This is a genomic window from Gemmatimonadaceae bacterium (assembly GCA_036003045.1).
GTDB lineage: Bacteria > Gemmatimonadota > Gemmatimonadetes > Gemmatimonadales > Gemmatimonadaceae > JAQBQB01.
The window spans coordinates 80242-103879 of record DASYSS010000052.1 but is presented as its reverse complement, the minus strand read 5'-3'; the positions used below and the strand labels follow the sequence as shown (position 1 = coordinate 103879).

20 protein-coding genes are annotated in these 23638 nt (G+C 66.6%); 9 read left to right on the top strand and 11 right to left on the bottom strand.

All coding sequences use genetic code 11. The features are described 5' to 3' along the window. Window positions 1-24: 24 nt before the first annotated feature. Window positions 25-1956 carry a VWA domain-containing protein gene (locus VGQ44_13995; GenBank protein HEV8447938.1) on the top strand — a complete coding sequence of 644 codons (1932 nt, stop codon included), beginning with the start codon at window positions 25-27 and terminating at the stop codon, window positions 1954-1956. Here VGQ44_13995 and VGQ44_13990 read toward each other — a convergent pair. Continuing rightward, window positions 1931-2983 carry a cytochrome d ubiquinol oxidase subunit II gene (locus tag VGQ44_13990; protein HEV8447937.1) on the bottom strand — a complete coding sequence of 351 codons (1053 nt, stop codon included), beginning with the start codon at window positions 2981-2983 and terminating at the stop codon, window positions 1931-1933. The two genes, VGQ44_13995 and VGQ44_13990, sit on opposite strands and share 26 nt — an antisense overlap. Further along, window positions 2980-4272: a cytochrome ubiquinol oxidase subunit I gene (locus VGQ44_13985; GenBank protein ID HEV8447936.1), complete on the bottom strand. Its 1293-nt coding sequence runs from the start codon at window positions 4270-4272 to the stop codon at window positions 2980-2982. Before VGQ44_13985 ends, VGQ44_13990 begins: the two co-directional genes overlap by 4 nt. Window positions 4273-4310: 38 nt before the next feature. Between VGQ44_13985 and VGQ44_13980 the strand changes: the two genes are divergently transcribed. After that, complete coding sequence (locus tag VGQ44_13980; protein HEV8447935.1) at window positions 4311-5261, top strand: ring-cleaving dioxygenase; 951 nt, start codon at window positions 4311-4313, stop codon at window positions 5259-5261. 34 nt (window positions 5262-5295) lie between these two features. Here the strand turns inward: VGQ44_13980 and VGQ44_13975 are convergent, their stop codons facing one another. Further along, complete coding sequence (locus tag VGQ44_13975; GenBank protein ID HEV8447934.1) at window positions 5296-7020, bottom strand: M28 family metallopeptidase; 1725 nt, start codon at window positions 7018-7020, stop codon at window positions 5296-5298. Between the two features lie 120 nt (window positions 7021-7140). Here VGQ44_13975 and VGQ44_13970 point away from each other — a divergent pair, with 120 nt between their 5' ends. Both VGQ44_13970 and VGQ44_13965 read left to right on the top strand, forming a co-directional pair. Next, a complete protein-coding gene (locus tag VGQ44_13970; GenBank protein ID HEV8447933.1) occupies window positions 7141-7659 on the top strand; it encodes an OsmC family protein in 519 nt (172 codons plus the stop codon). Between the two features lie 11 nt (window positions 7660-7670). Next, window positions 7671-8930 (top strand): dicarboxylate/amino acid:cation symporter, encoded by a 1260-nt coding sequence (locus VGQ44_13965; protein HEV8447932.1) that lies wholly within the window; start codon window positions 7671-7673, stop codon window positions 8928-8930. Here the strand turns inward: VGQ44_13965 and VGQ44_13960 are convergent. Then, entirely contained in the window at window positions 8920-9459 is a 540-nt protein-coding gene (locus VGQ44_13960; protein ID HEV8447931.1) for a hypothetical protein, read from the bottom strand. The genes VGQ44_13965 and VGQ44_13960 overlap by 11 nt on opposite strands. A 134-nt stretch (window positions 9460-9593) precedes the next feature. After that, the gene (locus tag VGQ44_13955; protein ID HEV8447930.1) at window positions 9594-10910 is read right to left on the bottom strand and encodes a dipeptidase; all 1317 of its coding nucleotides are present in this window, start codon (window positions 10908-10910) and stop codon (window positions 9594-9596) included. 120 nt (window positions 10911-11030) lie between these two features. On the opposite strand from VGQ44_13955, the gene VGQ44_13950 reads away from it, so the two are divergent. Beyond that, window positions 11031-13520, top strand: coding sequence for an ADOP family duplicated permease (locus tag VGQ44_13950; protein ID HEV8447929.1), 2490 nt, complete (start codon window positions 11031-11033; stop codon window positions 13518-13520). Between the two features lie 209 nt (window positions 13521-13729). On the opposite strand, the gene VGQ44_13945 is transcribed toward VGQ44_13950, so the two are convergent. Beyond that, window positions 13730-14095, bottom strand: coding sequence for a DUF2127 domain-containing protein (locus tag VGQ44_13945; protein HEV8447928.1), 366 nt, complete (start codon window positions 14093-14095; stop codon window positions 13730-13732). Window positions 14096-14167: 72 nt separating this feature from the next. Beyond that, window positions 14168-14908 carry a CAAX prenyl protease-related protein gene (locus VGQ44_13940; protein HEV8447927.1) on the bottom strand — a complete coding sequence of 247 codons (741 nt, stop codon included), beginning with the start codon at window positions 14906-14908 and terminating at the stop codon, window positions 14168-14170. Between the two features lie 42 nt (window positions 14909-14950). On the opposite strand from VGQ44_13940, the gene VGQ44_13935 reads away from it, so the two are divergent. The 3 genes from VGQ44_13935 to VGQ44_13925 all read left to right on the top strand — a co-directional run bounded on the left by VGQ44_13935 (window position 14951) and on the right by VGQ44_13925 (window position 17410). Further along, the gene (locus VGQ44_13935) at window positions 14951-16885 is read left to right on the top strand and encodes a hypothetical protein (GenBank protein HEV8447926.1); all 1935 of its coding nucleotides are present in this window, start codon (window positions 14951-14953) and stop codon (window positions 16883-16885) included. A 140-nt stretch (window positions 16886-17025) separates the two neighbouring features. After that, a complete protein-coding gene (locus tag VGQ44_13930; protein ID HEV8447925.1) occupies window positions 17026-17187 on the top strand; it encodes a PEP-CTERM sorting domain-containing protein in 162 nt (53 codons plus the stop codon). A gap of 58 nt (window positions 17188-17245) precedes the next feature. Then, complete coding sequence (locus tag VGQ44_13925) at window positions 17246-17410, top strand: PEP-CTERM sorting domain-containing protein (protein ID HEV8447924.1); 165 nt, start codon at window positions 17246-17248, stop codon at window positions 17408-17410. Between the two features lie 74 nt (window positions 17411-17484). Here the strand turns inward: VGQ44_13925 and VGQ44_13920 are convergent, their stop codons facing one another. The 4 genes from VGQ44_13920 to VGQ44_13905 are packed head-to-tail and all read right to left on the bottom strand — an operon-like array spanning window position 17485 to window position 22793. Next, complete coding sequence (locus VGQ44_13920) at window positions 17485-18036, bottom strand: methylated-DNA--[protein]-cysteine S-methyltransferase (protein HEV8447923.1); 552 nt, start codon at window positions 18034-18036, stop codon at window positions 17485-17487. Then, on the bottom strand, window positions 18033-18596 hold the full coding sequence (locus VGQ44_13915) for an MOSC domain-containing protein (GenBank protein HEV8447922.1): 564 nt from the start codon (window positions 18594-18596) through the stop codon (window positions 18033-18035). Before VGQ44_13915 ends, VGQ44_13920 begins: the two co-directional genes overlap by 4 nt. Next, window positions 18593-19336 carry a thioredoxin family protein gene (locus VGQ44_13910; protein ID HEV8447921.1) on the bottom strand — a complete coding sequence of 248 codons (744 nt, stop codon included), beginning with the start codon at window positions 19334-19336 and terminating at the stop codon, window positions 18593-18595. Before VGQ44_13910 ends, VGQ44_13915 begins: the two co-directional genes overlap by 4 nt. 19 nt (window positions 19337-19355) lie before the next feature. Continuing rightward, window positions 19356-22793, bottom strand: coding sequence for a hypothetical protein (locus VGQ44_13905; GenBank protein ID HEV8447920.1), 3438 nt, complete (start codon window positions 22791-22793; stop codon window positions 19356-19358). 120 nt (window positions 22794-22913) lie between these two features. Between VGQ44_13905 and VGQ44_13900 the strand changes: the two genes are divergently transcribed. Further along, on the top strand, window positions 22914-23624 hold the full coding sequence (locus VGQ44_13900) for a hypothetical protein (protein HEV8447919.1): 711 nt from the start codon (window positions 22914-22916) through the stop codon (window positions 23622-23624). The last annotated feature ends 14 nt before the right edge of the window (window positions 23625-23638 follow it).

Here is a 23638-nt window from a genome sequence, read left to right as displayed (position 1 = left end):
ACGGTTTCACGCGCGAGACGGCTCGTGCGCAAGGCCGAGCATACCGCGCGGCGACTGCGCGAACGTGTGCGCGCGCGATTCTCATCGCGGCGCCCCGACGTCCGCCTCGAGACCGTGCAGCGGAGGCTCGAATTGGTCGTCGCCGCGCTGTACGGACGGCCGATGGCGTTGGCGATGACGGAGCGCGCGCCAAATGGTTGGGTCGACCGACTCGCGAGGTTTCTCGGCGCCCAAGCCGACGCGCGCCGAACGACACCTTCCGTCGACGGCGAGACGATCCGGTTGCCGGAATTTCTCGACGCGCCGGACGGCCAGGCGTCGGCCGTGGCCCGCTATCGCATTCTCGCGATCGAGCAAGCCGAGCGAATCGCGCGCGGAACGCCGCGCCACTTGCCGACCGCCGATCCCCTCGAGCGCGATCTCTATCTGCTGCGCGAGGGGACGTCCATCGACGCTGATCTCATGCGGCGCCACCCGGGGTTGGCCGAGTCGCTCGGCGCCGAACGCGCGTCGGCGCTGGAAACGCGGCCGATGCTCTCGTCGCTCTCGCCACAGGAGCGCGATGTCGAGATGCTTCTGCGCGATGCGCTGCGCGGGTCCGACCAACCCGCCGCGATGCACGCCACCCCCGGTGACTCGTTGGCTTGGGCGCGAGAAGCCGCGTCGCGCATTCGCCGGCTCGGCGGCCGCTACCGTGGATTGCCTCCCACGATGCACTGGGGCACGGTGGCGGGGGCGGAGGTCATTCGCGAATCCGACAATCCGTTCGACCGCGCCCCGGAGCGCCTGCCCATCGCCGGATCTGACGCCGCCCCGACGCGTCGCTCCGCCTCGATCGACCAAGCGGAGGAGCGCAAGTCTGATGACGAAGCCGAGTCGCAGGGAAAAGCCTTCGACCCGACCGCGCCGCCGGACGAGCGGCTCGAAGACGAGTCATCGGCGTTCGACCCGTACGCGAGGCCCGATCCCGATCGCCGAGCGCTTCGAGGGACGAACGCATTCGAGCACACGCAGGACCGATTGCCGACGATCGATCTCGACGAATTGCGCTTACTTCCGCCGGTCGTTGCGGCGCAAGACGAATGGGATTCGGCCGCCGGCCGTTACGACAAGCGCGTCGCGCTCGTGCGGCTGCAGGACCCAATCGACGGCGACGTGGCGTGGGCGGCCGACGTGATGCAGCGACACAGCGCGCTCGTGCGCACGATTCGCCATCACTTCGAGCGCCTTCGCGCGCGCCGCATGCTGTTGAACCGTCGGGTTTCCGGCGACGAGCTCGACGTCGCGGCTTGGGTGGACGCGGTGATCGACCGCCGTGTCGGCGACGCGCCCGACGATCGTTTCTATCGCGAAGCCAGGCCCGCACGACGAGGGTTGGCCCTCTCGCTCCTCGTGGACGTCAGCGGATCGACGGAGACGCGGGTGAGCGACGGGCTCAGAATCGTCGATCTCGAGAAGATCGCGCTGCTCTTGGCGAGCGACGCGCTCGACGCGCTTGGCGATTCGTTCGCGGTGCACACCTTCGCCGGAAAAACCGCCGACGACGTCCGCGTGCAACGCATCAAGGACTTCACCGAGCACAACGGCGATCGCATTCGGCGGCGCGTCGCCGGAATCGAGCCCGGCGGGTTCACGCGGCTCGGCGCGGCGGTTCGCTTCGCGTCGCGCCATCTCGCGCGGCGATCGGCTGGACATCGTCTGTTGCTGATTCTTTCCGACGGCCGGCCGAACGACGTCGATCGCTACCAAGGGCCGCACGGCGTCGAAGACGCGCGTCAGGCGATTCTCGAAGCGCGAGCGTCGGGCATCTTTCCGTTCTGCCTCACCGTCGACGCCAACGCCTCAGAGTATCTGCCGAGGATCTTCGGCCGCGCCGGTCACCGCATGGTGCAGCGGCCGGAGCAACTCCCGTCGGCGTTGCTCGCCGTGGTCAGTGCGTTGATCCGGCGCCGGTAGCCGGCGCCGACGCGAACGTCTTGAAGAGGAAGCCCAGCGAGGGAATCAGGATCAACGCTCCGCCGACGAGGCCGGCGATCAGCAGCTCGAGCGTCGCCGCCGGCGCGGCGGCGTTACGAATCGTGAGCGTGGGCGGAATGATGAACGGGTATTGTGCCAGCGCCCAGCCCCAGATGACGAAGGTCACCTGCGCGGCGGCGGCGACGCGAGCGACGTGATAGCGACGAAGCCAGAGCGCGGCGACGACGGCGATCGTCGCGACGCCCGTGCAGGCGTGGAGCACGAATGCCCACGACGACGCGGTGACGCCGTGCGCGACGCGGGGCGCCGACGATTCGGAGGTCGCGAGCACCACGGCGCCGACGATTGCGACGACGACAACCGCGACGAGCGCTCGCCGGCGGAAGTCCTCGCGCAACGCCGGTTCAGTCGCGGCGTGCGCTAGATAGACCGCCGCAAGCATCGCGAAGAGGGCGAGCGCGAAAACGCCGACCGTCATCGCGTACAGCGCCGCCCACGGCGCGATGTAGACGGAAGAGTACGACATCGTCGCGACGTTGCTTGCCGCTCTGCCGACCGCGTCGCTCGAGATGGCGCCGATCGCGATCCCGAAGCAGAGCGGCGTGACGACGCTCGCGATCGAGAACACGAGCCCCCATCGCTCGACGATCCGCCGCTCCGCGCGGCCATAGCTTCGGAAGACGAACGCCGACCCGCGCAGTACGATGCCGACCAGAAGAATCGTGAGCGGAACGTGCAACACCGTACCGAGCACGCCGAACGCGGCGGGGAATCCGGTGAACAACACGACCACCGCGACGATCAACCAAACATGGTTGGCTTCCCAGATCGGACCGATCGAGTCCGCGATCAGACGCCGCTGTTCGTCGCGGCGCGGTCCGATCGCCAGCAAATCCCACACGCCGCCGCCGTAGTCGGCGCCGCCCGTGAGCGCGTAACCGGTCAGCGCGACGATGATCGCCGCCGCCACGATTTCCGGCAGGCCGATCGTGAACACAGGAATCATCGCGTCTCGCCGACCAGCGATTTGATGAGCACGACGACGATCGCGGCGAGACCGATGTAGAGAATCGTGAACCCCGCCATCGGCACGGCGACGCCGGGCATCGGCGTCACCGCGTCGGCCGTGCGAAGTATTCCCTGCACCACCCACGGCTGGCGTCCGACTTCGGTCACCGTCCATCCGGCCTCGGTGGCGATGAAGCCGAACGGTGTCACGATCGCGAGCGCGAAAAGCAGCCGGCGCCGCGACAGAAGGTCGTCGCCTCGCAGAAGTACGGCGAGCGACCACGCGGCGACGAGCGCCATCAGCGTGCCAAGTGCGACCATGATTTGAAAACCGAGGTGGACGGGAAGCACGGGCGGCCAGAGGGCTCGATCGAATTCCGCCAGCCCTTGCACCGTCGCCCCGGGGTCGTGGAACGCGAGCAATGACAGTCCCCGCGGGATCTCGATCGCGAAACGCGTACGCCGTGCGTCGACGTCGGGCCAACCGCCGATGCGCAAAGGCGCACCGGGTTCCGTTTCGAACTGCCCCTCGAGCGCCGCGAGCTTGGCCGGCTGAGTCTGCGCGACCGTGCGCGCGCTCAGGTCGCCGGAGATCGGTTGCAGCACCGCGGCCGGTGCACCGATCGCGAGCGACGCCACCAGCGCGGCCCGGTGAAAGCGCCGCGTGCTTCCGCGAAGCAGCATGATCGCGTGCACTCCGGCCACTGCGAGGCCGGTCGCGGCGTACGCGGCGAGCACCATGTGCAGCGCCTGCTGGAACGTCGACGGATTGAGCATTCCCGCGATCGGGTCGACGGCGGCGATCCGGCCGTCGGCGAGCGTCATGCCGCGCGGCGTGTTCATCCATGCGTTGACCGTGACGACGAAAATGGCCGACGCCGCTCCGCTGAGCGCCACGACGACGCCGGCGAACAAATGCGCTCTCGGCGAAACTTTCTCCCACCCGTAGAGATAGATGCCGAGGAAGATCGCCTCGGTGAAGAACGCGAATCCCTCGAGCGAGAACGGGATGCCGATGATCGGGCCGGCGAATTCCATGAACCGCGGCCAGAGCAACCCGAGCTCGAACGACAGAACCGTCCCCGACACCGCGCCGATGGCGAAGAGAATCGCCGTGCCTTTGGCCCACCGCTTGGCGAGCTCGAGCCACACGTCGTCGCTAGTCTTCCGCCAACGCCACTCGGCGAGCACCATCATTGCCGGCATGGCGATGCCGATCTCGGCGAAGATGATGTGAAAGCCGAGAGAGATGGCCATCTGCGCGCGAGCGGCAAGCAGGTTCGACACGGCAATAAGTTTAAGCCAACCCGACGAGGCCGACGCGAATGTCCGAGATCACCGGAATCCATCACATCACTGCCATCGCGGGTGACGCCCAGGAGAACCTCGATTTTTATACGAGTGTATTCGGCATGCGGCTCGTAAAACGCAGCGTCAACCAGGACGATCCGGGCACGTATCACTTGTTCTACGCCGACGCCGACGGACATCCCGGCACGGATTTGACCTTCTTTCCATTCCGGTTTTCCGCGCCCGGGCATCTCGGCGTCGGGCTTGGCGTCGAGATCGCGCTCGCGATTCCCAAAGGCAGCCAAGAGTACTGGAACGAGCGCCTGGCGGACCTCGGCGCGAACGTGACCGGCACCGAGCAGCGCCGCGGGGATCGCGCGATCAAGCTGACGGACCCGCACGGCCAACACCTCGCGCTCGTCGAGGCACCCGAGCGTCGCGACTTCGCCGCGTGGGACAAGAGCTCCGTGCCGGCCGACAAACAGATCCTCGGTCTCCACGCCGTACGCGTCTGGGAGCGCGACATGGACGCCACGACTTCGTTCCTCTCGCAGATCCTCGGCTTTCAGAATTTCGGCGAGGAAGACGGCTGGCATCGCTTCGGCGTCGGCTCCGGCGGCTCCGGGGAGCACATCGAGATTCGCGAGATGCCCAATGAGCGACGCGGGGCGTGGGGTATCGGCACGATGCATCACGTGGCGTGGCGCGTCGCCGACGAGTCGGTCGAGCTCAAGCTCCGCGAGCGAATCGCGAAAGCAAACCGCCGCCCGACCGAGGTGATCGACCGATTCTGGTTCAAGTCGGTCTACTTCCTCGAGCCCGGCGGCGTGTTGTTCGAGCTGGCGACGGAAGGTCCAGGCTTCACCGCGGACGAACCGCTCGAGCACTTGGGCGAGACACTCGTGCTCCCGCCGTGGCTCGAGCCGCACCGCGCGCAGATCGAAGCGGCACTGCCCGTGTTGAGCGGCCCGGCGAAAGTGGGCTGAGACCCACGTCCGCCCCAGCCGCGTCGGCCAATCTCTACGGCTTCTTCAATTCCACTGGCTTCGCGGCGTCGGTGCGGGCTGCCATCATCGAGTCGCGCCGCGCCTTGAACTCGGTGCCGGGCTTCCATTGAGGAATGTCCGGCGCCGCGGCGACTCCGACACCAACCCGGAAGAGCGTCGCCATGTCTTGCACGGCGCCGCTCAAGTCCCAATCGGTCTTCACTTCGTCCGACACGGCGTGGTAGTCGTTGTTCGTGTACTCGTCGCGTTTCTGCATACCGTAGCCGGGCGGCTTGCCGATGTAGTCGATCCCCGCGTCCGTATCGAGCGCCGGCACACCGACCTTCGCGAACTCGAAGTGGTCTGAGCGATAGTAGAAGCCTTTCTCCGGCTCGGCGTCCGGACGAACGACCCGATCCTCATTTTTGAGGACGCCGTCCAATACGTCATCGAGGGTCGAGTTTCCAAGCCCGATCACGGTGAAGTCCTTGGTTTTCCCCCATTGATTGAAGCCGTCGATGTTGATGTTCGCGACCGTGTTCGTGAGCGGATACAGGGGATGCGTCGCGTAGTACTTCGATCCCACCAACCCTTTTTCTTCGGCCGTTACCGACAAGAACAGGATCGATCGCCGCGGAGGCGTAGGCAGCTTCTTGAACGCGCGAGCGATCTCGAGCAGCGCCGAGCTTCCGCTTGCGTTGTCCATCGCGCCGTTGAAGATCTGGTCGCCCTTGAGCGTGGTGTCCCGGCCGAGGTGGTCCCAGTGCGCCGAGTAGACGACGTACTCGTCTTTCTTGTCGGAGCCGGAAAGCTTGGCGACGACGTTGTGCGACTGAATCTTCCGCACGTCGATCTTCACGTCGAACGTGGCGGTGGCGTTGAGCGGCACCGGCTTGAATTGCTTCGTCGCCGCCGACGCCTTGAGTGAATCGAAATTCTGGCCCGCGTCGCGCAGCAGCTCCTTCGCCTTGTCGAGCGTGATCCACCCTTCGACCTGCACACGCTTTTCGGCGTCCGGCGAGATCACATCGAACTGCTCCTGCGAGTTGCTGCTGCTGACGACGGCGTAGGGATAGCCGGCCGGACCCGTCTCGTGGATGATGATCGCGGCGGCGGCGCCTTTCTCGGACGCGATCTCGTACTTGTACGTCCAGCGTCCGTAGTACGTCATCGCGCGCCCCTTGAACATCGCCGTGTCGAGCGACGTATCTCCGGCGACGCGCACCGGCGGATCGTTCACAAGCATGAGGATCGTCTTTCCCTTCACGTCGACGCCCTTGTAGTCGTCCCAACCGTATTCCGGCGCGACGACGCCGTAGCCGACGAACACGATGTCCGATTTGTCGATCTTCGTCTCCCGCTTGTCGTGGCGCGAGTTGGCGATGAAGTCCGCCGGATACTTGAGGGCGATCGTCTTGGCGCCGGCCGAGAACGACGCCGTCGGATGCGCCTTGTACCCGATCAAGTCGACGTTCTGGAGATAGGTGCCGTCCGGGTTCCCCGGCTCGAGCCCGATTGCCTTGAACTGTCCCTGCATGTAGGCGATCGCCTTCGCCTCACCCGGCGTCCCCGGCGCTCGTCCTTCCATGGAATCGGCCGAGAGATCGGCGATGTGCTGGAGAAGGGCGTTCGGCGTGATCACTTGCGCGGCCGAATCGACGCCGGCGTCGGACGCGGTTGCCGCCGTTTTTTCGGAGGTGCACGCACCCGCGACGCCGCACAACAGGGCGGCAGCGGCGAGTTGGCGTAGATGTGTCATCGGATGCTCGGCCACTGGAAAGGATGTGTAAGGGTTGCGGGCGATGCGGCTCATCGCGGGAGCGGCGGCCCGAGGCTATCATGCAGAATGTAGTCCACGGTACACCGCATCCGACCCACCGTGCCAGCCAAACCGACTACCCATTCATACCGGACGCACGTCGTCTGGACCGGCAATCGCGGATCCGGAACGAGCACCTATCGCGCCTACGATCGCGCGCACGAGATTCGCGCGGCGGGCAAACCCACGCTGCTTTGTTCGGCCGATCCGACCTTCCTCGGCGACCGAGGGCGATACAATCCCGAAGAGCTGCTCGTGGCGTCGCTCTCGTCGTGCCACATGCTGTGGTATCTGCACCTCGCGGCCGACAACGGAATCGTCGTCGTCGACTACCGCGACGACGCGACCGGCACGATGGTCGAGACACGCGATGGCGGCGGCAGGTTCACCGAAGTCACGCTGCATCCCGTCGTCACAGCGCGCGGGCCCGTCGACGAGCAGCTCGTCGAGCGTCTGCACGATCGCGCGCACGAGCTGTGCTACGTCGCGAGCAGCGTCGCGTTTCCGGTCGGCTGCAAGCCGAAACTCGTGCTCGCCGACGACGCCATCGTCTCCTCGCCGCAAGCGGACGGTGCGTGAGCCGTAGCTCGATGTGGCGCTCGCCGGCCACGAGCGCGATGGTTGGACTCGCGCTCGGGTTGATCACGGGCGGCGTGATATCGTGGAGCGGGTCTCGCCCGGGACAAGCGTTCGCCGCGGCGGTAACGCCGATCGGCACGATCTGGGTGAACGCGCTTCGCATGACCGTCGTGCCGCTCGTCGCGTCGCTGCTGATCGCCACCCTGGCCTCGGGCGACGGCGCCCGTTCGTTCGGCCGCCTCGGCCGTCGCGCGTTCGTGGTCTTCTTCGTTTTTCTGTTCGTCATCGCCGTCATCGGCATCGCCGCGGTGCCGCCCGTCTTCTCGCTGTTGACGGTAGATCCCGCGGCGGCCGCATCGTTGCGCGCCAGCGCCGCCGAGCCGTCGTTGACACAGACGCCGGGCTTTTCGCAGTGGATCATCGGTTTGGCGCCGGCGAACGTCGTAAAGGCGGCGGCGGACGGCGCGATGCTCCCCATCATCGTGTTCGCGACGCTGCTCGGCCTCGGCCTCGCGCGCGCAAACGAGATGTCGTCGCGGCTCGTCACCGTGCTGCGAGCCGTGTCCGACGCCATGATCCAGATCGTCCGATGGGTGCTGCTGTTCGCGCCCATCGGCGCCTTTGCCCTCGCCGTTCCGCTCGCGACACACCTCGGCAATCAAGCCGCCGGCGCGATTGCGTTCTACATCGCCGCGATGGTCGGGTTTCACGCCGCCGTGGGCGTGATCTTTTATCTCGTCATACCGCTCGTGACCGGAACGCCGATCGCGCGTTTCGCGCGGGCGATGATGCCGGCGCAGGTCGTCGTGGTGAGCACGCGATCGTCGCTTGCCGCGCTCCCGGCGATGCTCGAGGGCGCGCAGCGCGAGCTCGAGATCTCACCGGAGATCGCGGGGTTCGCGATCCCGCTCGGCGTCGCGCTGTTGCGAGCGAACATCGCGATGTCGTGGATCATTCAGGTCGTCTTTCTGGCCAAGCTGTACGGCGTGTCGGTGAGCGCGACCGCGATTCTGTGGGTCGCCCTTGGGTCGATCGCGCTCAGCTTCAGCGTTCCGGGGATCCCGAGCGGCGGGTTCCTCGTCGCCGCTCCTTACCTGCCCAGCCTCGGCCTACCAATTCAGGCGATCGGCATTCTCATCGCGCTCGACGCGATCCCCGACATCTTCAAGACGCTCCTCAACGTGACGGCGCACGTCTCCACCGCGCTCGTTCTCGCGCGGCTCGATCCGGCGCGTCAGCGCGCCGAGGTGGGCGTGGCGGTCAGCGGCTGACCAAGGCGGCCGTCAAGTCGTTGACGCGCTGCTCGAGGGTTCCTTTGGTGGAGCACCGGAACGGTTCCTGAGCAAACGCCATCGGTTTCGCGGACGCCTCGAAGTCGATCGTCATCGCCGTCGCGCCCTCGCCCGTTTTCGTGAGCGTCGTGTTCAGCGTCAGTGTGACGTCGTACGACTCGGCGTTGGGTCCGATCTGCGTCGTGCCGCAATCGATGTAGCGGGCCAGTCCGACCTTGCCGAGCTTGCCGCGGACCTTGTAGCCGCGATTGCCCACCGAATGCGTGCTGGGATCGAGAAATGAAACGGGCATCGAGAGCGAGTCGAAGACCGCCGGGAGCACCCTCCACACTTTGTCGAGCGGCGCGGCGAACTCTCGTCTCGAGACGCCCGAGGTGGCGACGACGTTGAGCGTCGTCCCGGAACCGGGAACGGCCACGTGCTGTTCAGCCGGCGCCGAACCGACGCTTGGGCTCGCGCCCGCACACGCCAGAGCCGTAGCCAAGCCGGCAACCAAAAGTCGTCGCATGGATTCTCCGATTGCGGAAGAGAGTGGTCGGGATAACGTGCGCAATGCATACAAATCTGTCCAGGCAGGCAGTTCCGGTCCACCCGTCCACCCGTCCACCCGTCCACCCGTCCACCCGTCCACCCGTCCGCCGTCTAAGGCACTGCCTTCGTCGCCCGATCCAGAACCTCGATCGTCGCCTCCGACGGCTTCGTCGTCGCGCGGAGCTTCGCCGATACGCGTTCCGCCTCGGCAAGCACGCGGAGGACGTTTCCGTTGGACAGTTTCGCCAGGTCCGCGTCGGTCCAACCGCGACGGGCCAGTTCGGCGAATAGCGCGGGGAATTTGGAGACGTCCTCGAGGCCGACGACGGTCTCGGTGATGCCGTCCAGGTCGCTGCCGATCCCGACGTGATCGACCCCGGCGATTTGGCGAACGTGGTCGATGGTGTTCGCGACGTCGGTGATGGTCGCCGTGGGGCGAACGTGAGCCGCGCGCCACGCGTCGACGTCCTTTTTCACCGCGACGCTGTCGTGAGGATGACGCTTCGTCGCGGCGGCGGTCTCCGCCTCGAGCGCATTGTCATCGGCGAGGACCGCGGCCGACACGAACGACGTCACGAACGGCACCATCACGACCCCGCCGTTCTTCGGCACGCGCGCGAGAATCGAGTCGGGAACGTTGCGCCGGTGGTCGACGAGCGCGCGAGCGCCCGAATGCGAGAAGATCACCGGCGCTTGCGTCACGTCGAGCGCCGCGCTCATCGTGCCCGGCGACACGTGGGACAGATCCACGAGCATGCCGAGTCGGTTCATCTCGCGGACCACTTCGCGCCCAAAGGGAGTGAGCCCGTGGTGTTTCGCGCTGTCGAGCGCGGCGTCGGCCCAGTCGAGGGTGACGTTGTGCGTGAGCGTCATGTAGCGCGCGCCCATTTCATAGTATTGGCGGAGCACCGGGAGCGAATTCTCGATCGCGTGGCCGCCCTCGAGGCCGAGGAGCGACGCGATCTTTCCCTTGGCCATCGCTGTCTTCGCCTGCGCGGCGCTCGGCGTCCACGCGAGCTCCGGATACTTCGCGATGACCCGCTTCGCGATGTCGAACTGCTCGAGCTGTACGCGGGCGTAGCCGGGCTTGCTCGCCACCGCTCCCTTCGATTTGTACGCCGGGTCCGTGGGCTCTCCGGGCGTGTAGATCGACCAGAATTGCGCGCCGACGTGCCCCGCGGAGAGTCGCGCGAGATCGGTCATGCCCGGAGTCCGCTTGCGCAGATCGTACGCCTCGACGTCCATCGGATGGAGCGAGTCTTCGCGAATGCGCCATGGCAAATCGTTGTGCCCGTCCATGACGGGTGAGGCACGAAGAACGCGCAGGGCGCGCGCCATGTTCGAGTCGCGCGGCGCTTGGGCGCCGACGAGGCCCGCGATGCCAACGGTCGCGCAAATAGCGCCAAGCAATGGAAATCGGGCGCGCATAGAAGGATTTGTGTCTAAGAGGAGGGACCGGTGACCGGTGACCTGTGACCGGGTTCCGCCAACCTACCCGTCCGCACACCGGCGGCGCAACGCTCGCGCAGTCCGGCGTGTCAGATACGCATGACCTTCGAGAGCCTCCGCCAAGACCTGAAGTACGCCGCGCGCGGTCTGCGGCTCAAACCGGCCTTCGCCATCGCGGTCGTCAGTACGATCGGCCTCGGGATCGGCGCCAACGCGGCGATGTTCGGCATCGTCGACCGCCTGCTCTTCCGCCCGCCAAATCTCCTCCGCGATCCGGCCACGGCTCATCGCGTATACGGATACTCCACCTTCCGCGGCAAGGAACGGGTGGGTTTCGGAGGACAGTACGCGCGCTACAAGGATTTCGAGCGGTGGACGACCTCGTTCTCGAGCGTCGCCGGCTACGCGTTCCGGCGCCTCGCTGTCGGCGTCGGGGAATCGGCGCGCGAAATGAGTGTCGGCGTCGTCAGCTCCAACTTTTTCGGCTTCTTCGACGCGCCCCCTGCGCTGGGCCGGTACTTCACGGCCGCCGAAGACTCGATTCCCGACGGCTCGCCGGTCGCCGTCGTCAGCGACGCGATGTGGCAGACCCAATATGGCGGGCGTCGCGATGTGCTCGGCTCGAAAGTTCAGATCGCATCGGTCGTCTACACGATCATCGGCGTGGCGCCGCCCGGCTTCGTCGGTCTGTGGGCGGATCAACCGCCGGCCTATTTCATCCCGATCACGACCTTCGGTGCGGCCCAGGGGAAGAACAACCCGAACCTCAGGACGAGCTGGTGGAAGACCTACAGCTGGGGTTGGCTTTCCGTGATGGCGCGACGGAAGCCCGGTGTGTCCTTGGCGCGCGCCAACGCCGATCTCACGCAAGCGGCGGTCAAGAGCTATCAGTCGCAACTCGTCGAGCAGACGCGGTCGACGCCACTGGCGCTCGCCCGTCCGCGCGCCATCGCGGGCTCGATCATCGCGGAGCGCGGGCCGAACGAGTCGCCGGTCGCCAAGGTTGCGACGTGGGTCGGCGGCGTGTCGTTGATCGTGCTTCTCATCGCCTGCGCCAACGTCGCAAACCTGTTGCTCGCCCGGGCGCTCCGCAGGCGGCGTGAGATCGCGTTGCGTCTCGCGCTCGGTGTCGGCCGAGCACGGCTTGTCTCTCAACTGCTGACGGAGACGCTTCTCCTCGCGCTGCTTGGCGGTGTGATGGGACTGTTCGTCGCGCATTGGGGCGGCGCGGTGTTGCGCGCCGTCGTGCTCGATCAGAGCGAAGCGCCCGCCGGGCTTCGCGATCCCCGGACGGTGCTCTTCGCGCTCGGCGTGGCCGTCGGTGTGGGGCTGCTCACCGGGCTCGCGCCGATCCTCCAGGCCGGCCGTACCGATCTGACGTCGGATCTCAAATCCGGCTCGCGCGAGGGAACGCTGCATCGCTCGCGCGCGAGAACCGCGCTGCTCGTGCTGCAAGGCGCGCTGTCGGTTGTACTGCTCGTCGGCGCGGGACTTTTCGTGCGCAGCCTCAAGAACGTCAACGGCGTCAAGCTCGGCTACGACGTCGACCCGGTGCTACTCGTCGACCTGAACATGCGCGGCGAAAAATTGGACAGCGTGGCGGCGATTGGGCTTCGGCAGCGGCTGCTCCAAGCCGCGACGACGATTCCCGGCGTGACGCACGTGAGCGCGCAGGTCTCCGTGCCGTTCTGGAGCACGTGGAGCATCGGACTTTACGTCCAAGGGATCGACACCGTCGGGAAGCTCGGCCAGTTCAACCTCAACGCCGTGTCACCGGATTTCTTCGCCACGTTCGGTACGCGCATTCTCCGCGGGCGAGGCATCGGACCGCAGGACGTCGACCATGCGCCGCGCACGATGGTGGTGAGCGAAGGCATGGGCCAGACGCTCTGGCCGGGCAAGGATCCGATCGGCCAATGCATCCGCGTCACGGCGGATACGATGCCCTGCACCTATGTGGTCGGCGTCGCCGAGAACATCAAGCAACGCAGTCTCGGCGTCGACTCGGCGCTGTACAACTACTATTTGCCCGCGGCACAGTTCCACCCGGACCAGACCGGCCTGTTCGTGCGTGTGAACGGCAGCGCCGCGCAGGCTGCCGACGGCATCCGCCGGCGATTGCAGCGCGAGATGCCGGGCGCGTCGTACGTCACGACGACGCCGATGGAAAAGGTCATCGGCGGCGAAACGCGGTCGTGGCACCTCGGCGCGACGATGTTCGTCGCGTTCGGCGTCCTCGCGCTCGCGCTCGCGGCGATCGGCTTGTACAGCGTCATCGCGTACAACGTCGCGCAGCGCACGCACGAGCTCGGAGTGCGCGTCGCGATCGGAGCGCAGGCCGCGGATCTGATTCGCCTCGTCGTGACCGACGGACTTCGCCTGGCGGTCGCCGGCGTCGTGATCGGCGCGGCCGCGGCGCTCTACGCGGCGCGGTGGGTCAAGCCTCTGCTCTTCGACGTTTCGCCGACGGATCCGATCGTGTTCGGCGCCGTAGTGCTCGTCCTGCTCGCGACCGCAATCGCCGCCAGTTGGCTGCCCGCGCTGCGAGCGTCAAAGGTCGACCCGAACGTCGCCCTGAGGTCGGAATAGCGGGAGCGACACGACTGGTCGGAGTAGCGGTGGCGACTCACGAGTACCGCCACGACTACTTGACGCAGATGATGCAGATCTGAAAAGCGAGTGCCGCAGATAACAACAAAAGCCTCTGTTGTTACTGCGGCAGTGCTGTTTTGAAATCTGCGGCATCGGCGTTGAAATGCTCATCACCTCGAACAACAACGCGCGGCTCGTGACCGCCCTTACGCCGACGTCACCCCGAATTGTGCCGCGCCCTCTTTGCTCAGCAACACCCACAGCGTGTAGATGCCGAGCGCGGTTCCGAATGGGAATCGGATCAGCGAGATCACGCCCAGGACGATCATGAGGATCCGCGCCCACGGCATACGACGCAGTAGTCCCCAGCCGGCGATCAACTGAAACGCCGCCATCGCGCCGAGGAAGACGGCCGCGAATCCGCCCGCCAAACCGACGATTGCCGAGTCCTTTAAACTGCCGGCGAACGCGGCGCCGAACATGGTTCCACCAAGCACGACGACGGCGGTGAATGCGCCGAACAATCCGAACACGATGTGCAGCCAAGCAAGGACCTTGATGTGCGTCGCCATACGCGGCTCCAGTGGGAGGAGTTAAGAGGCGCTACCGTCCTTCGCGCGTCCAAAGTACCTCGCGTCCCCGGCTCACATCCAGAACCCCCACCGCTGCGTTACGATCACGAACACCGAGAGCGCGAGGTTGGTCGTGGCGTGGCAGACCATCAGGTCTCCCAACGACCGCGTGCGGCGCATCCACCAGTTGTAGACCAAGCCTGTGACGAGTCCCACCTCCCAGAACGGCCCGTGCTCGGCGGCGAAGAGCACGGCCGTCGCCCAAAACGCGAGCGAGGAGTACTGGCCGAGCGGAACGCGATTGAACTGCGGGTCCTGAAGCCATCGCGGGAGCCAGCCGCGCCAGAACAGCTCCTCGAGCACAGGGACGAGCAGGGCAGCGCGCATCGTCCGGAGCGCGAGCATGAGCGGTGTCAGCTCTCGCGGATCGATCGAGATGGTGACGCGGCCCAGGATTCCGTTCTGAAAGACGACGCTCGACCGCCATCCGGGGATCAATAGATCGGGCGCCACCCAGAGCGCGCACACGCCGACGCCGATCGCCACGCTCGTTCTCCAGTGTGGCGCCGATCTCGGAAGGACTCGTCGCGAGAAAATCAGTATCGACGCGGCGAGAACGGCGTCGCGGGCGATCTCCTTCCACGGATTCGCGAGCGGAATGTGCGTGTCGAGCAGCAGCCACGCCGCGAAGACGACGAAAGGACCGGCCCACGCGATCGTTCCGGCCGTCCGGGGGCCCGAGCCGTTCCGCGGCGTCGTTTCGACCTGGCGCGAAACAGGTGGCGGGGGCGCGCCGGCTTCGGTGTCCGTCATCGCGCCAGAGTATAGCACCGCGCGACGGCCGGCTGCACTATCATGCCCTCGATGCAACTTCGCTCCGTTGCGGCTGCTCTCCCGATTCTGATCGTCGCGTTCGTGGGATGCCGGCAGAACATCGCCGCCTCGCGACACGCGCTCGATCCACTCACGACCGGCGAGATCGACCGCGTGCGCGCGGTGCTCGACGCGCATTCGCTCCTCGGCGGGGGGGGCTCGCGCCGCGTGAGCACGATCGATCTGCTCGAGCCTTCCAAGCGGGTTGTCCTTCAAAACGCGCCCGAGCCACGAAAGGCGTTCGTCGTGCTGTACGACCCGGCGCGCAACTCGACGAGTGAAGCCGTCGTCAACGTCGACGATCGGACGCTCGAGAGCACGCGCGACGTGCCCGGCGTCGAGCCGCATCTCGACGGCGTGGACGCCGACGTCGCCGAATCGGTGACGCGCGGCAATGGCGCGTGGCGCCAAGCGCTGGCCAGGCGCGGCCTCTCACCGAACGATGTCGCCGTGATGGCTTGGACCGCGGGGAACTTCGCGGAGGGAAACGAAGATCCGGCTCGCGGTCGGCTGGTGCGCGCGCTCACGGTCGTGCGCGCGGCATCGCCGAACGAGTTCTCGCGTCCGGTGGAAGGACTCGTCGTGCTGGTCGACGTCGCCGGTCGCCGCGTGCTCGACGTCCACGATTCCGGGAGCGTCGCGACGCCCACCGCCGCGAGCGAGCGTGACGCGTGGCAGCCCCTTCCCCGTCCGGCGACGCGCGGCCCGCGGCTCTCGGCGCGCGAAGAATCCTCGGCGCGCTCGGCGGACATCGACGTGAACGGCCATGCGATCACGTGGGGACGTTGGCGCCTTCACGCCGGAGTACGGCCGCGCGAAGGGCTCGTGCTCTACGGCGTCGGCTTCGACGACGGCACCGGCGTGCGCAGCGTCATCTACCGCGCCTCGCTGTCGGAGATGGTCGTGCCGTACGGCGATCCCGCCGCAGCGTGGTACTTCCGGAACACGTTCGACGTGGGCGAGCTCGGAATCGGCACCGCCGTTTCGATGCTTGCGCCGGGCCTCGATTGCCCCGCGGGCAGCAACTTCATCGACGCCGCGTTCGCGGACCCCTCCGGCGCGCCTCGGCACGTGCCACGCGCGATCGCCGTGTACGAGCGGGATGGAGGTATCGCGTGGAGACACGGCGGAGCGGGCGCTCGCGCTCGCGAACTCGTCGTGTTTTCCGAGAGCCGGCTCGGCAACTACGACTATGGTTTCGAGTGGATCTTTCGAGAAGACGGAACGATCGGCCACCGAGTTCTGCTCACGGGCGTGATGGCTCCCAAGGCCGCCGCGGTTTCCGACTCGCTCGCCGAACAGGTGGCGGCGGGAATCGCGGCGGTGAACCATCAACACTTCTTCAACTACCGACTCGATCTCGACGTCGACGGCGCGTCGCCCAATCGAGTCGAGGACCTGGCGACTCATCCGTTGTCCACGGCGGGTCGCGGCGGTGGCTTCGCCACGCACGCACGAACCTGGTCGACCGAGCGCGAGGCGATCGACGGGAGCGCGGTCGGTTCTCCCGCGGGCTGGCTCATCTCGAATTCGGGCAAGCGAAACGGGCTCGGCGGCCCGACAGGGTACGAGCTCGTTCCCGGCGAGATCGTTCTCTCGATGGCGGACTCGGCCAGCGCGATTCGCCGCCGCGCCGGCTTTCTAGGCGCGCCACTGTGGGTTACGCCCCAAGTGGACTCCGAGCGATGGTCGGCCGGCGACTATCCGAATCAATCGCGCGGCGGCGACGGGCTCGCCCGATGGACACGCGGCGGCCGATCGGTCCTCGATACCGACGTCGTGCTCTGGTACACCGTCGGCGTCACGCACGTCCCTCGTCCGGAGGACTGGCCGGTGATGCCGGTGCAGACCGCCGGCTTCAGCCTCGTGCCGGTGGGCTACTTCAATAGAAATCCGGCGCTGGGTCCGGCGCAGTAACGTTTCGTTACAGCGGGCGCGCGGCTTGACGCTCCATGCAGACCGTTCCATTCTCAGCGTACAGACAGCTCGGCGCGGCCGCCAACGGCGGGGCTCGCCGCAAGATTTCTGGCGTTAGCGTTTTCTCATTGGAGGAAGGCATGAAGAACATCGCACGGGCGCTGGCGCTGCTCGTCGTCGCCGCCGTACCGGCGCACGCCGGCACGATCACCACCACTCCGGAGCCGGCGACGATCACGCTGGTCGCGACCGGAGCGGCCGTGGTTGGCGTGGCGGCGTGGGTCCGTCGGCGCAAGAAGTAACGCGCTCAGAAATTCTTGGCGTGGCTCTGTCGTTGGCATATCTCCATCGGAGGACGGCATGAAGAACATCGCACGGGCGTTGGTACTGCTTGTCGTCACGGCCGCGCCGGCGTACGCCGGCGGCGTCCCGGTCACGACGCCGGAACCGGCGACGATTACACTGGTCGCAACCGGAGCCGCCGTGGTTGGCGTGGCGGCCTGGATCCGCCGCCGCAAGAAGTAGCACGGCGAATCCACACGACAAGTGCGGCCCGCCGTGACTCGGTCACGGCGGGCCGTTCGTCGTTTCGTGACGGGTCAGAACCCGGGCAGGCGAAGGGCTTCGGCGCGCGCCTCGAGCTCGAGCAGTTTCTTTTTTCGCCACAGCCCACCGCCGTATCCGGTCAGCGATCCGTCGGAGCCGATCACTCGATGACAGGGGATCAGGATCGCGATCGGATTGTCGCCGTTCGCTCGCGCCACCGCGCGCGTCGCCGACGCTTGACCGAGCGACATCGCCAAGCGTCCGTAGCTGGTCGTGGTTCCGGTCGGGATTTGGCGAAGCGCTGTCCACACGCGCATCTGAAAGGGAGTGCCGCGCGCGTCGATGGGAATGCTGAACTCCTTGCGCTCGCCGCCAAAATATTCGCCGAGCTCGCGCCCAAGGTCGCGCACGATGCGCGACTCACCGCGCTCGAGCATGAACCCCGTCATGCGCGTGAGGCGCTCCAACTGCGCGTCCAGCGTTCGCCGCCGCGCGAACTCGAGAAGTACGAGGTGCGTGTCCGTCGCGCCGGCGATCATCTCGCCGATCGGGGTGTCGACGTCGGCCAGCCACGCCACCTGCGTCGCCGCGACCTTGTTGCTCATACCGGCTCCAGCGGCCGATGAGGTTCCGGCGGCAGCTCGGCGACGACGGCGTCGCCCGCTCGCACGAGTCCACCCACGACGACGACGCTCATCACGCCCGCGCGGCGGACCGGCTCGCCCGCGTCGCTCCGCGCGACGACCTTCGCCAGCAGTCCTGACTTGAACCGGTCGATCTGGACGCACGGATTGCGCAGCCCCGTGAGCTCGATGACCGCTTCGTCCCCGATGCGCAGACGAGAACCGGTCGGCAATTCGAGAAGGCGGATGCCGCGCGTCGTCAAATTCTCGCCGAGTGCCCCGGCGGGCACGTCGAAGCCGGCGGCAGACAGTTCGTCCAGCAGTTCGGCGTGAATGAGGTGCACCTGTCGCAGGTTGGGATGAGTCGGGTCACGCGAGACGCGAGAGCGATGCTTGACCGTCGCGCCGCCATGCGCGTCTCCCTCGACGCCGAACCCCTCGACCAGGCGCACCTCGTCGCGGGTCGCCTTTGCGAACGAGTGCGTCTCGCTTCGACTCACGGCGACGATCCTGCCGCCAAGATTGTCGCCCGACCCTGTCATGAGTTGTTGTACTTGTCGTGGTGCCGAACCCACGCCTGTGAGTCGGACAAGTGGGCCTCGTCGCGCCCCTTTGGCGTGAGGTCGAGAAAATTGTACGTGACGTTCAGCAGGTCGATCCCGCGCGCGTAGGTCGAGTAGGTGTGGTAGATGTCTCCGTGGTCGTCCTGGTAGAAGACGCTCGCTCCTTCGCGCTCGCTCCCGCTCTCGACGGGCGTGTAGTTGTACACGCCCGTCGCGTGCGATTGCTCATCCGGCGTGAACGACACGCCGTAATCAAAGTTGAAATCGCTCGGCGACGACGAGACCCACTTGAACGACCAGCCCATTCGCTTCTTGAACGCGTCGAGCTTGTCGAGCGGAGCGCGGGAAATGGCGACGAAGGTGGTGTCGCGATGGTTGAGGTGCGAGCCGTCGCCGAGCGCGTTGAAACTGTCCGCCCAGAACGAACAATGCGCGCATCCCTCCTTCCACGACGGATCGAACATGAAGTGGTAGACGACGAGTTGTCGCCGTCCGTCGAATAGATCGGCCAAGGTTCGTCGCCCCTTGGGGTGAGGACCGTCGAACGCGTACGCTTTGGTGACCCTCTCCCACGGCAACGCGCGGCGCGCGCGCGCGATCTCGTCTCGGGCTTTCGAGAACTCCTTTTCGCGCCGCAGGAGATCGAGGCGAGCCTCGACCCAAGCGTCGTGCGCGACCACGGCGTGATCGCGAATCGGGCCGCTGTCGTAGTTCGGCATTGGTGCCTCCGGACGCCGCTTATTCCGCGGCGGGCAGGTCGATCGTGCTCTGTCCCGCTTTTTTCCGTTTCGCGTTGAGTGCCGCCAGACCGGTCGTCTTGAGCGTCGTCCAGCGCTTCATCACCGCGACCGCGTCACCGCGCGCCTTTGTAACCGCCGCGATCTGAGACGCCGTCGGAGCGACCTCGGCGGATTGCATCGCCATCGCGGCCGCCATTTGCGACGCCATCACCGTCTCGAGATTGTGCGCTTCCGGCGCGCCACCGCGTCCGCCGCGGCCGCCACCTCCGCCCCCGCGACCGCCGCCACGTCCACCCGTCGGCGCCGGCGGCGCGAGCGAATCGACTTCGCGCTTGAACGCGGCCGCGTCATCGCCGCCCGCGCTCTCGAGCTTCGCCGACAACGCGCGCGCCTGCTCGTACGCCGCGCGCGCCGCTTCCGCGCCGTTGTACATCTCGCGCGTCATCGACGTGAGCTGTGCCAGCGCGACGGCCGGCGTCTTGACTCGCGGATCCAGACGCACCGTGATCGGCTGCGTGTATTGCTTGCCGTCGACGGTGAGCCGCACGGTGTAATTCCCCGGCGGCGCCCAGGGCGAAGCGACCGAGGGGTACGTGTGGTGCGGCACCGCGCCGCCGGCGCCGCCTCCTCCGCCCCCACCGCCGGCCCCGATCGGATCCAGCTTCAGATCCCACGAGAAGCGGTGGAATCCGGCGCGCTGTGACAACACGATCGGCGCGCCGGGCCAGTACAATGGAAGCGCGCAGTCCGGCGCCGACGGGGTCTTGCGACAAATCTGATCGTAGGCTTCCGGATCGAGCGCCGGGTGCGGGTTCATCACCGGGTCGGCGCTCGAGTAGTGCCGGATGACCTTGGTTCCCTCGAGGATCTCGAGCGTCACCGGCGCGGACGCGTTGTCCGCGAGGTTGTAGTCGATGATGCCGCCAGGCATCGGGTTCTCACCCGCCGGCCATTCCGGCGGCCAGGGCGTCGGGTCGTTCATTCCATACCGAACGCGAATCGCGGTCGCCGGCTTGAACAGAAATGCCGCCCGCGCGTTTTGCGCCGCTCGCGCCTCGGCTTGCTGCCGCAGTGGCGTCACGTCGTCGAGAATCCAGAAGCCGCGGCCGTGCGTGCCCGCGACGAGATCGGCGCACAGGCACGTGCTGTCGTCCTTGAGCTCGAGATCGCGCACCGAGATCGCCGGCATGTTGAAGCGGAGGGATTGCCAATGATCGCCGTCGTCGAACGACACCCACACCTGCACGTCGGTCGCGGCGTAGAGCAGCCCCTTTTTTCGAGGGTCCTCGCGGATCGAGTTCGCCGCGGCGCCGCCGGCGATTCCAGTGTTGATCTCAGTCCACGTCTTGCCGCCGTCGTGCGTGCGCCAGAAATGCGGGTTGGCGTCGTCGATGCGCAGCGTGTTCGCCGCGGCGTACGCGGTCGATCCATCGAAGTGACCCGCCTCGATGTTGAAGATGCGGGTCCACGGCTTGATCGCGGCCGGCGTCACGTTTTTCCACGTTGCGCCGCCGTCCGTCGTCACCTGAATCACGCCGTCGTCGGATCCGGTCCAGATCGTCTTGATGTCGCGCGGCGAAGGCGAGAGCGCTGTGATGCTTCCCAACGGCGCCGGCTTGACGATGGCGGAGTATTTCCCAGCGCTCGCCGGCGGCTCCCAGGTTTGCCGAGTAAGATCGCCGCTAATCCGCGTCCAGCTGTGCGCGTGGTCCACCGATTTGAACACGGCGTTCGACGCATAGAATAGCGTCGCGTGATCGACAGGCGACCACTCGATCGGCATCGTGCGCACGTTGCGTCCGAACTCCGCCGCGAGGACCACGCCATTTTCATCCACGCGCGGCAGTCCGCGCTGCTCGGCGCTTGGGCCCACGGCCGACGTCTGTCCCGTTTTGCGGTTGTACAGCGAGACCCCGGTGCGCTGGCTGCCGTACACCATGTCCGGGTCCTTCGGGTCCGGCGCGGCCTCGCCGTACTCCTGGATGTTCACCGGATGCCAGTCGTGGAAGGTGATCTCGCCGTCGTTTCCTCGGCTGTCGACGCACGCCGAGCCGGAATCCTGCTGGCCGCTGCAGACGCGATAGGGGAACGAGTTGTCGGTCGAGACGTGGTACATCGCCGCCGTCGGCTGCGTGTACCAGTTGCTCCACGAGAGACCGCGGTTCGCCGAGATCACGGCGCCTTGGTCCGAAACGACGAGCAGAATGCTCGGGTTGTTAGGGTTGACCCAGATCTTCTGATAGTCGTCGCCGCCCGGCGCGCCGCGCACGGCGGACCAAGTGACGCCGCCGTCTTCCGTTCGCCATAGAACGGTGGACGCGCTGTAGACGACGTTCTCGTTCTTGGAGTCCACAGCGAGCGTCGGCAGATCGCCGCCGCCGATGCGCGCGAGGGGACGAGGATCTTGCTGCAGACCGCCACCGCCTCGCCCGCCGCCGCGGCCGCCGCCGGTGAGACCTGGATTGAGCACCGGCGCCCAATGTTCGCCAGCGTCAGTCGATCTGTAGAAAGCAACCGTGCCCGTGATGTTCGCCGGACCCGCTCGCCCGCCACCGCCCGTCCCGAAATCGCCGGCGATGGTTGCGTAGATCGTCCGCGAGTTGCTCGGCGCGATCGCGAGGTTCGCCTGGATGACCTGCGGCAGTCCGTCGGTGAGCGGCTTCCACGTGGTGCCACCGTCGATTGATTTGTAGAGGCCTGTGCCTGCGCCGCCAAAACCGCCGCCCTCGATGAAGCTTTGCTGCTGCTGCCAGAGCGTCGCGTAGACGATGTTCACGTTCGCCGGGTCGATCCGGACGTCGTTGCCGCTCGTGTATTCATCCTTATATAGGACTTTCTGGAACGTCTGTCCGCCGTCGGTCGAGCGGAAGATTCCGCGCTCGGCGTTGGGTCCGTACGGGTGCCCCAGTGCGGCGACGAAGAGGCGGTTCGGGTTCGTCGGGTCGACGTCGATCATCGCGATCATCTGGCTGTCGCGAAGACCGAGGTGCGTCCACGTCTTGCCGCCGTCGGTGGATTTGTAGATGCCGTCGCCGATGGCGAGGTCGGGGCGGATGATGCCCGCGCCGCTGCCGACGTAAATGACGTTGGGATCGGACGCCGCGACGCCGATGGCGCCGATCGATCCGGTCGGCTGGCTGTCGAAGAGCGGCAGCCACGTCGAGCCGTAGTCGGTGGATCGCCACACTCCGCCGTTGTCGAAGCCGGCGTAGAAGACGTTGGGCTGTGAGGGCACGCCCGCCAGGGCGCGCGCACGACCGGCGCGCGTCGGACCAATGGCTCGCCAGTGGAGCAGGTTCACGTCGCTGGTTTGCGAGCGGGCGGTGGTGACGAGGCTCGAGATGAGGGTGATCGCGAGCGCGGGACGAACGAGTCGAGTCATCACAGGGTCGACGGGGGGAATGGTTGAATTCGTCGGTTCCAAAGTGATGGTCATCACGCTCTCGACTCAAGGGGGACCTGCGGCCTGGTAAGGGTGGTGTAGAGGCGTGGCCTTGCCCGGTGTCCGCCGGGTATAGTTAGGCCGTTCACCTCACACCACTCGAGAGGACAGACCATGCGCCGCGCATTCGTTCCCACCGCCCTCACCGCCGCTCTCGCGCTCGTGCCGTGGATCGGCGTGGCGCAGGGCCAAGCAATGGACGCCTCCAAGGCAGTCGCCGGAGGGGGAATCTCCGTACCCGGTTGGATGGGCCAGGTGGACCCGAGCCAGTCGCGACGCGGGTTGACGGTGGAGAGCGCGAAGCTCACCAAGGAAGGCGATGCGCTGCACATCGTGACCGGTCCGCAGATCGTGTACTGGAACCCCGCCAACACGGCGTCGGGCGATTACACCATCAAGGCGACGTTCACCGAACCGCAATTCATGAATCTGAACAGCCACGATCATCCGTACGGCATTGCCATCGGTGGGAACGACATGGGGACGGCCCAGGCGACGTACCTCTACTGCGCTACGTACGGCAGCGGGAAATTCATCGTGCGCGGTTTCGGCCCCGCCCCGTTCCAGATGAACGGCGGCGAGGGTGAGCCGAACGCGGCGATCCACAAGGCCGCGGCCAAGGGCGAGAAAGTCACGCAGGATATCGCGATGTCGGTGAAGGGCGACAAAGTGACCTGCTCGGTGAACGGCACGGTCGTCGGCACGTACAGCAAGGCCGATCTCGTCGGACCCGGCAAGCTCAAGTCGCTCGACGGCGTGTACGGCATCCGTTTCGCGCACAATACCGAGGGGATGGTGACGGGTCTGACCAAGACCACGCCGTAACGAAATCAGCTCGA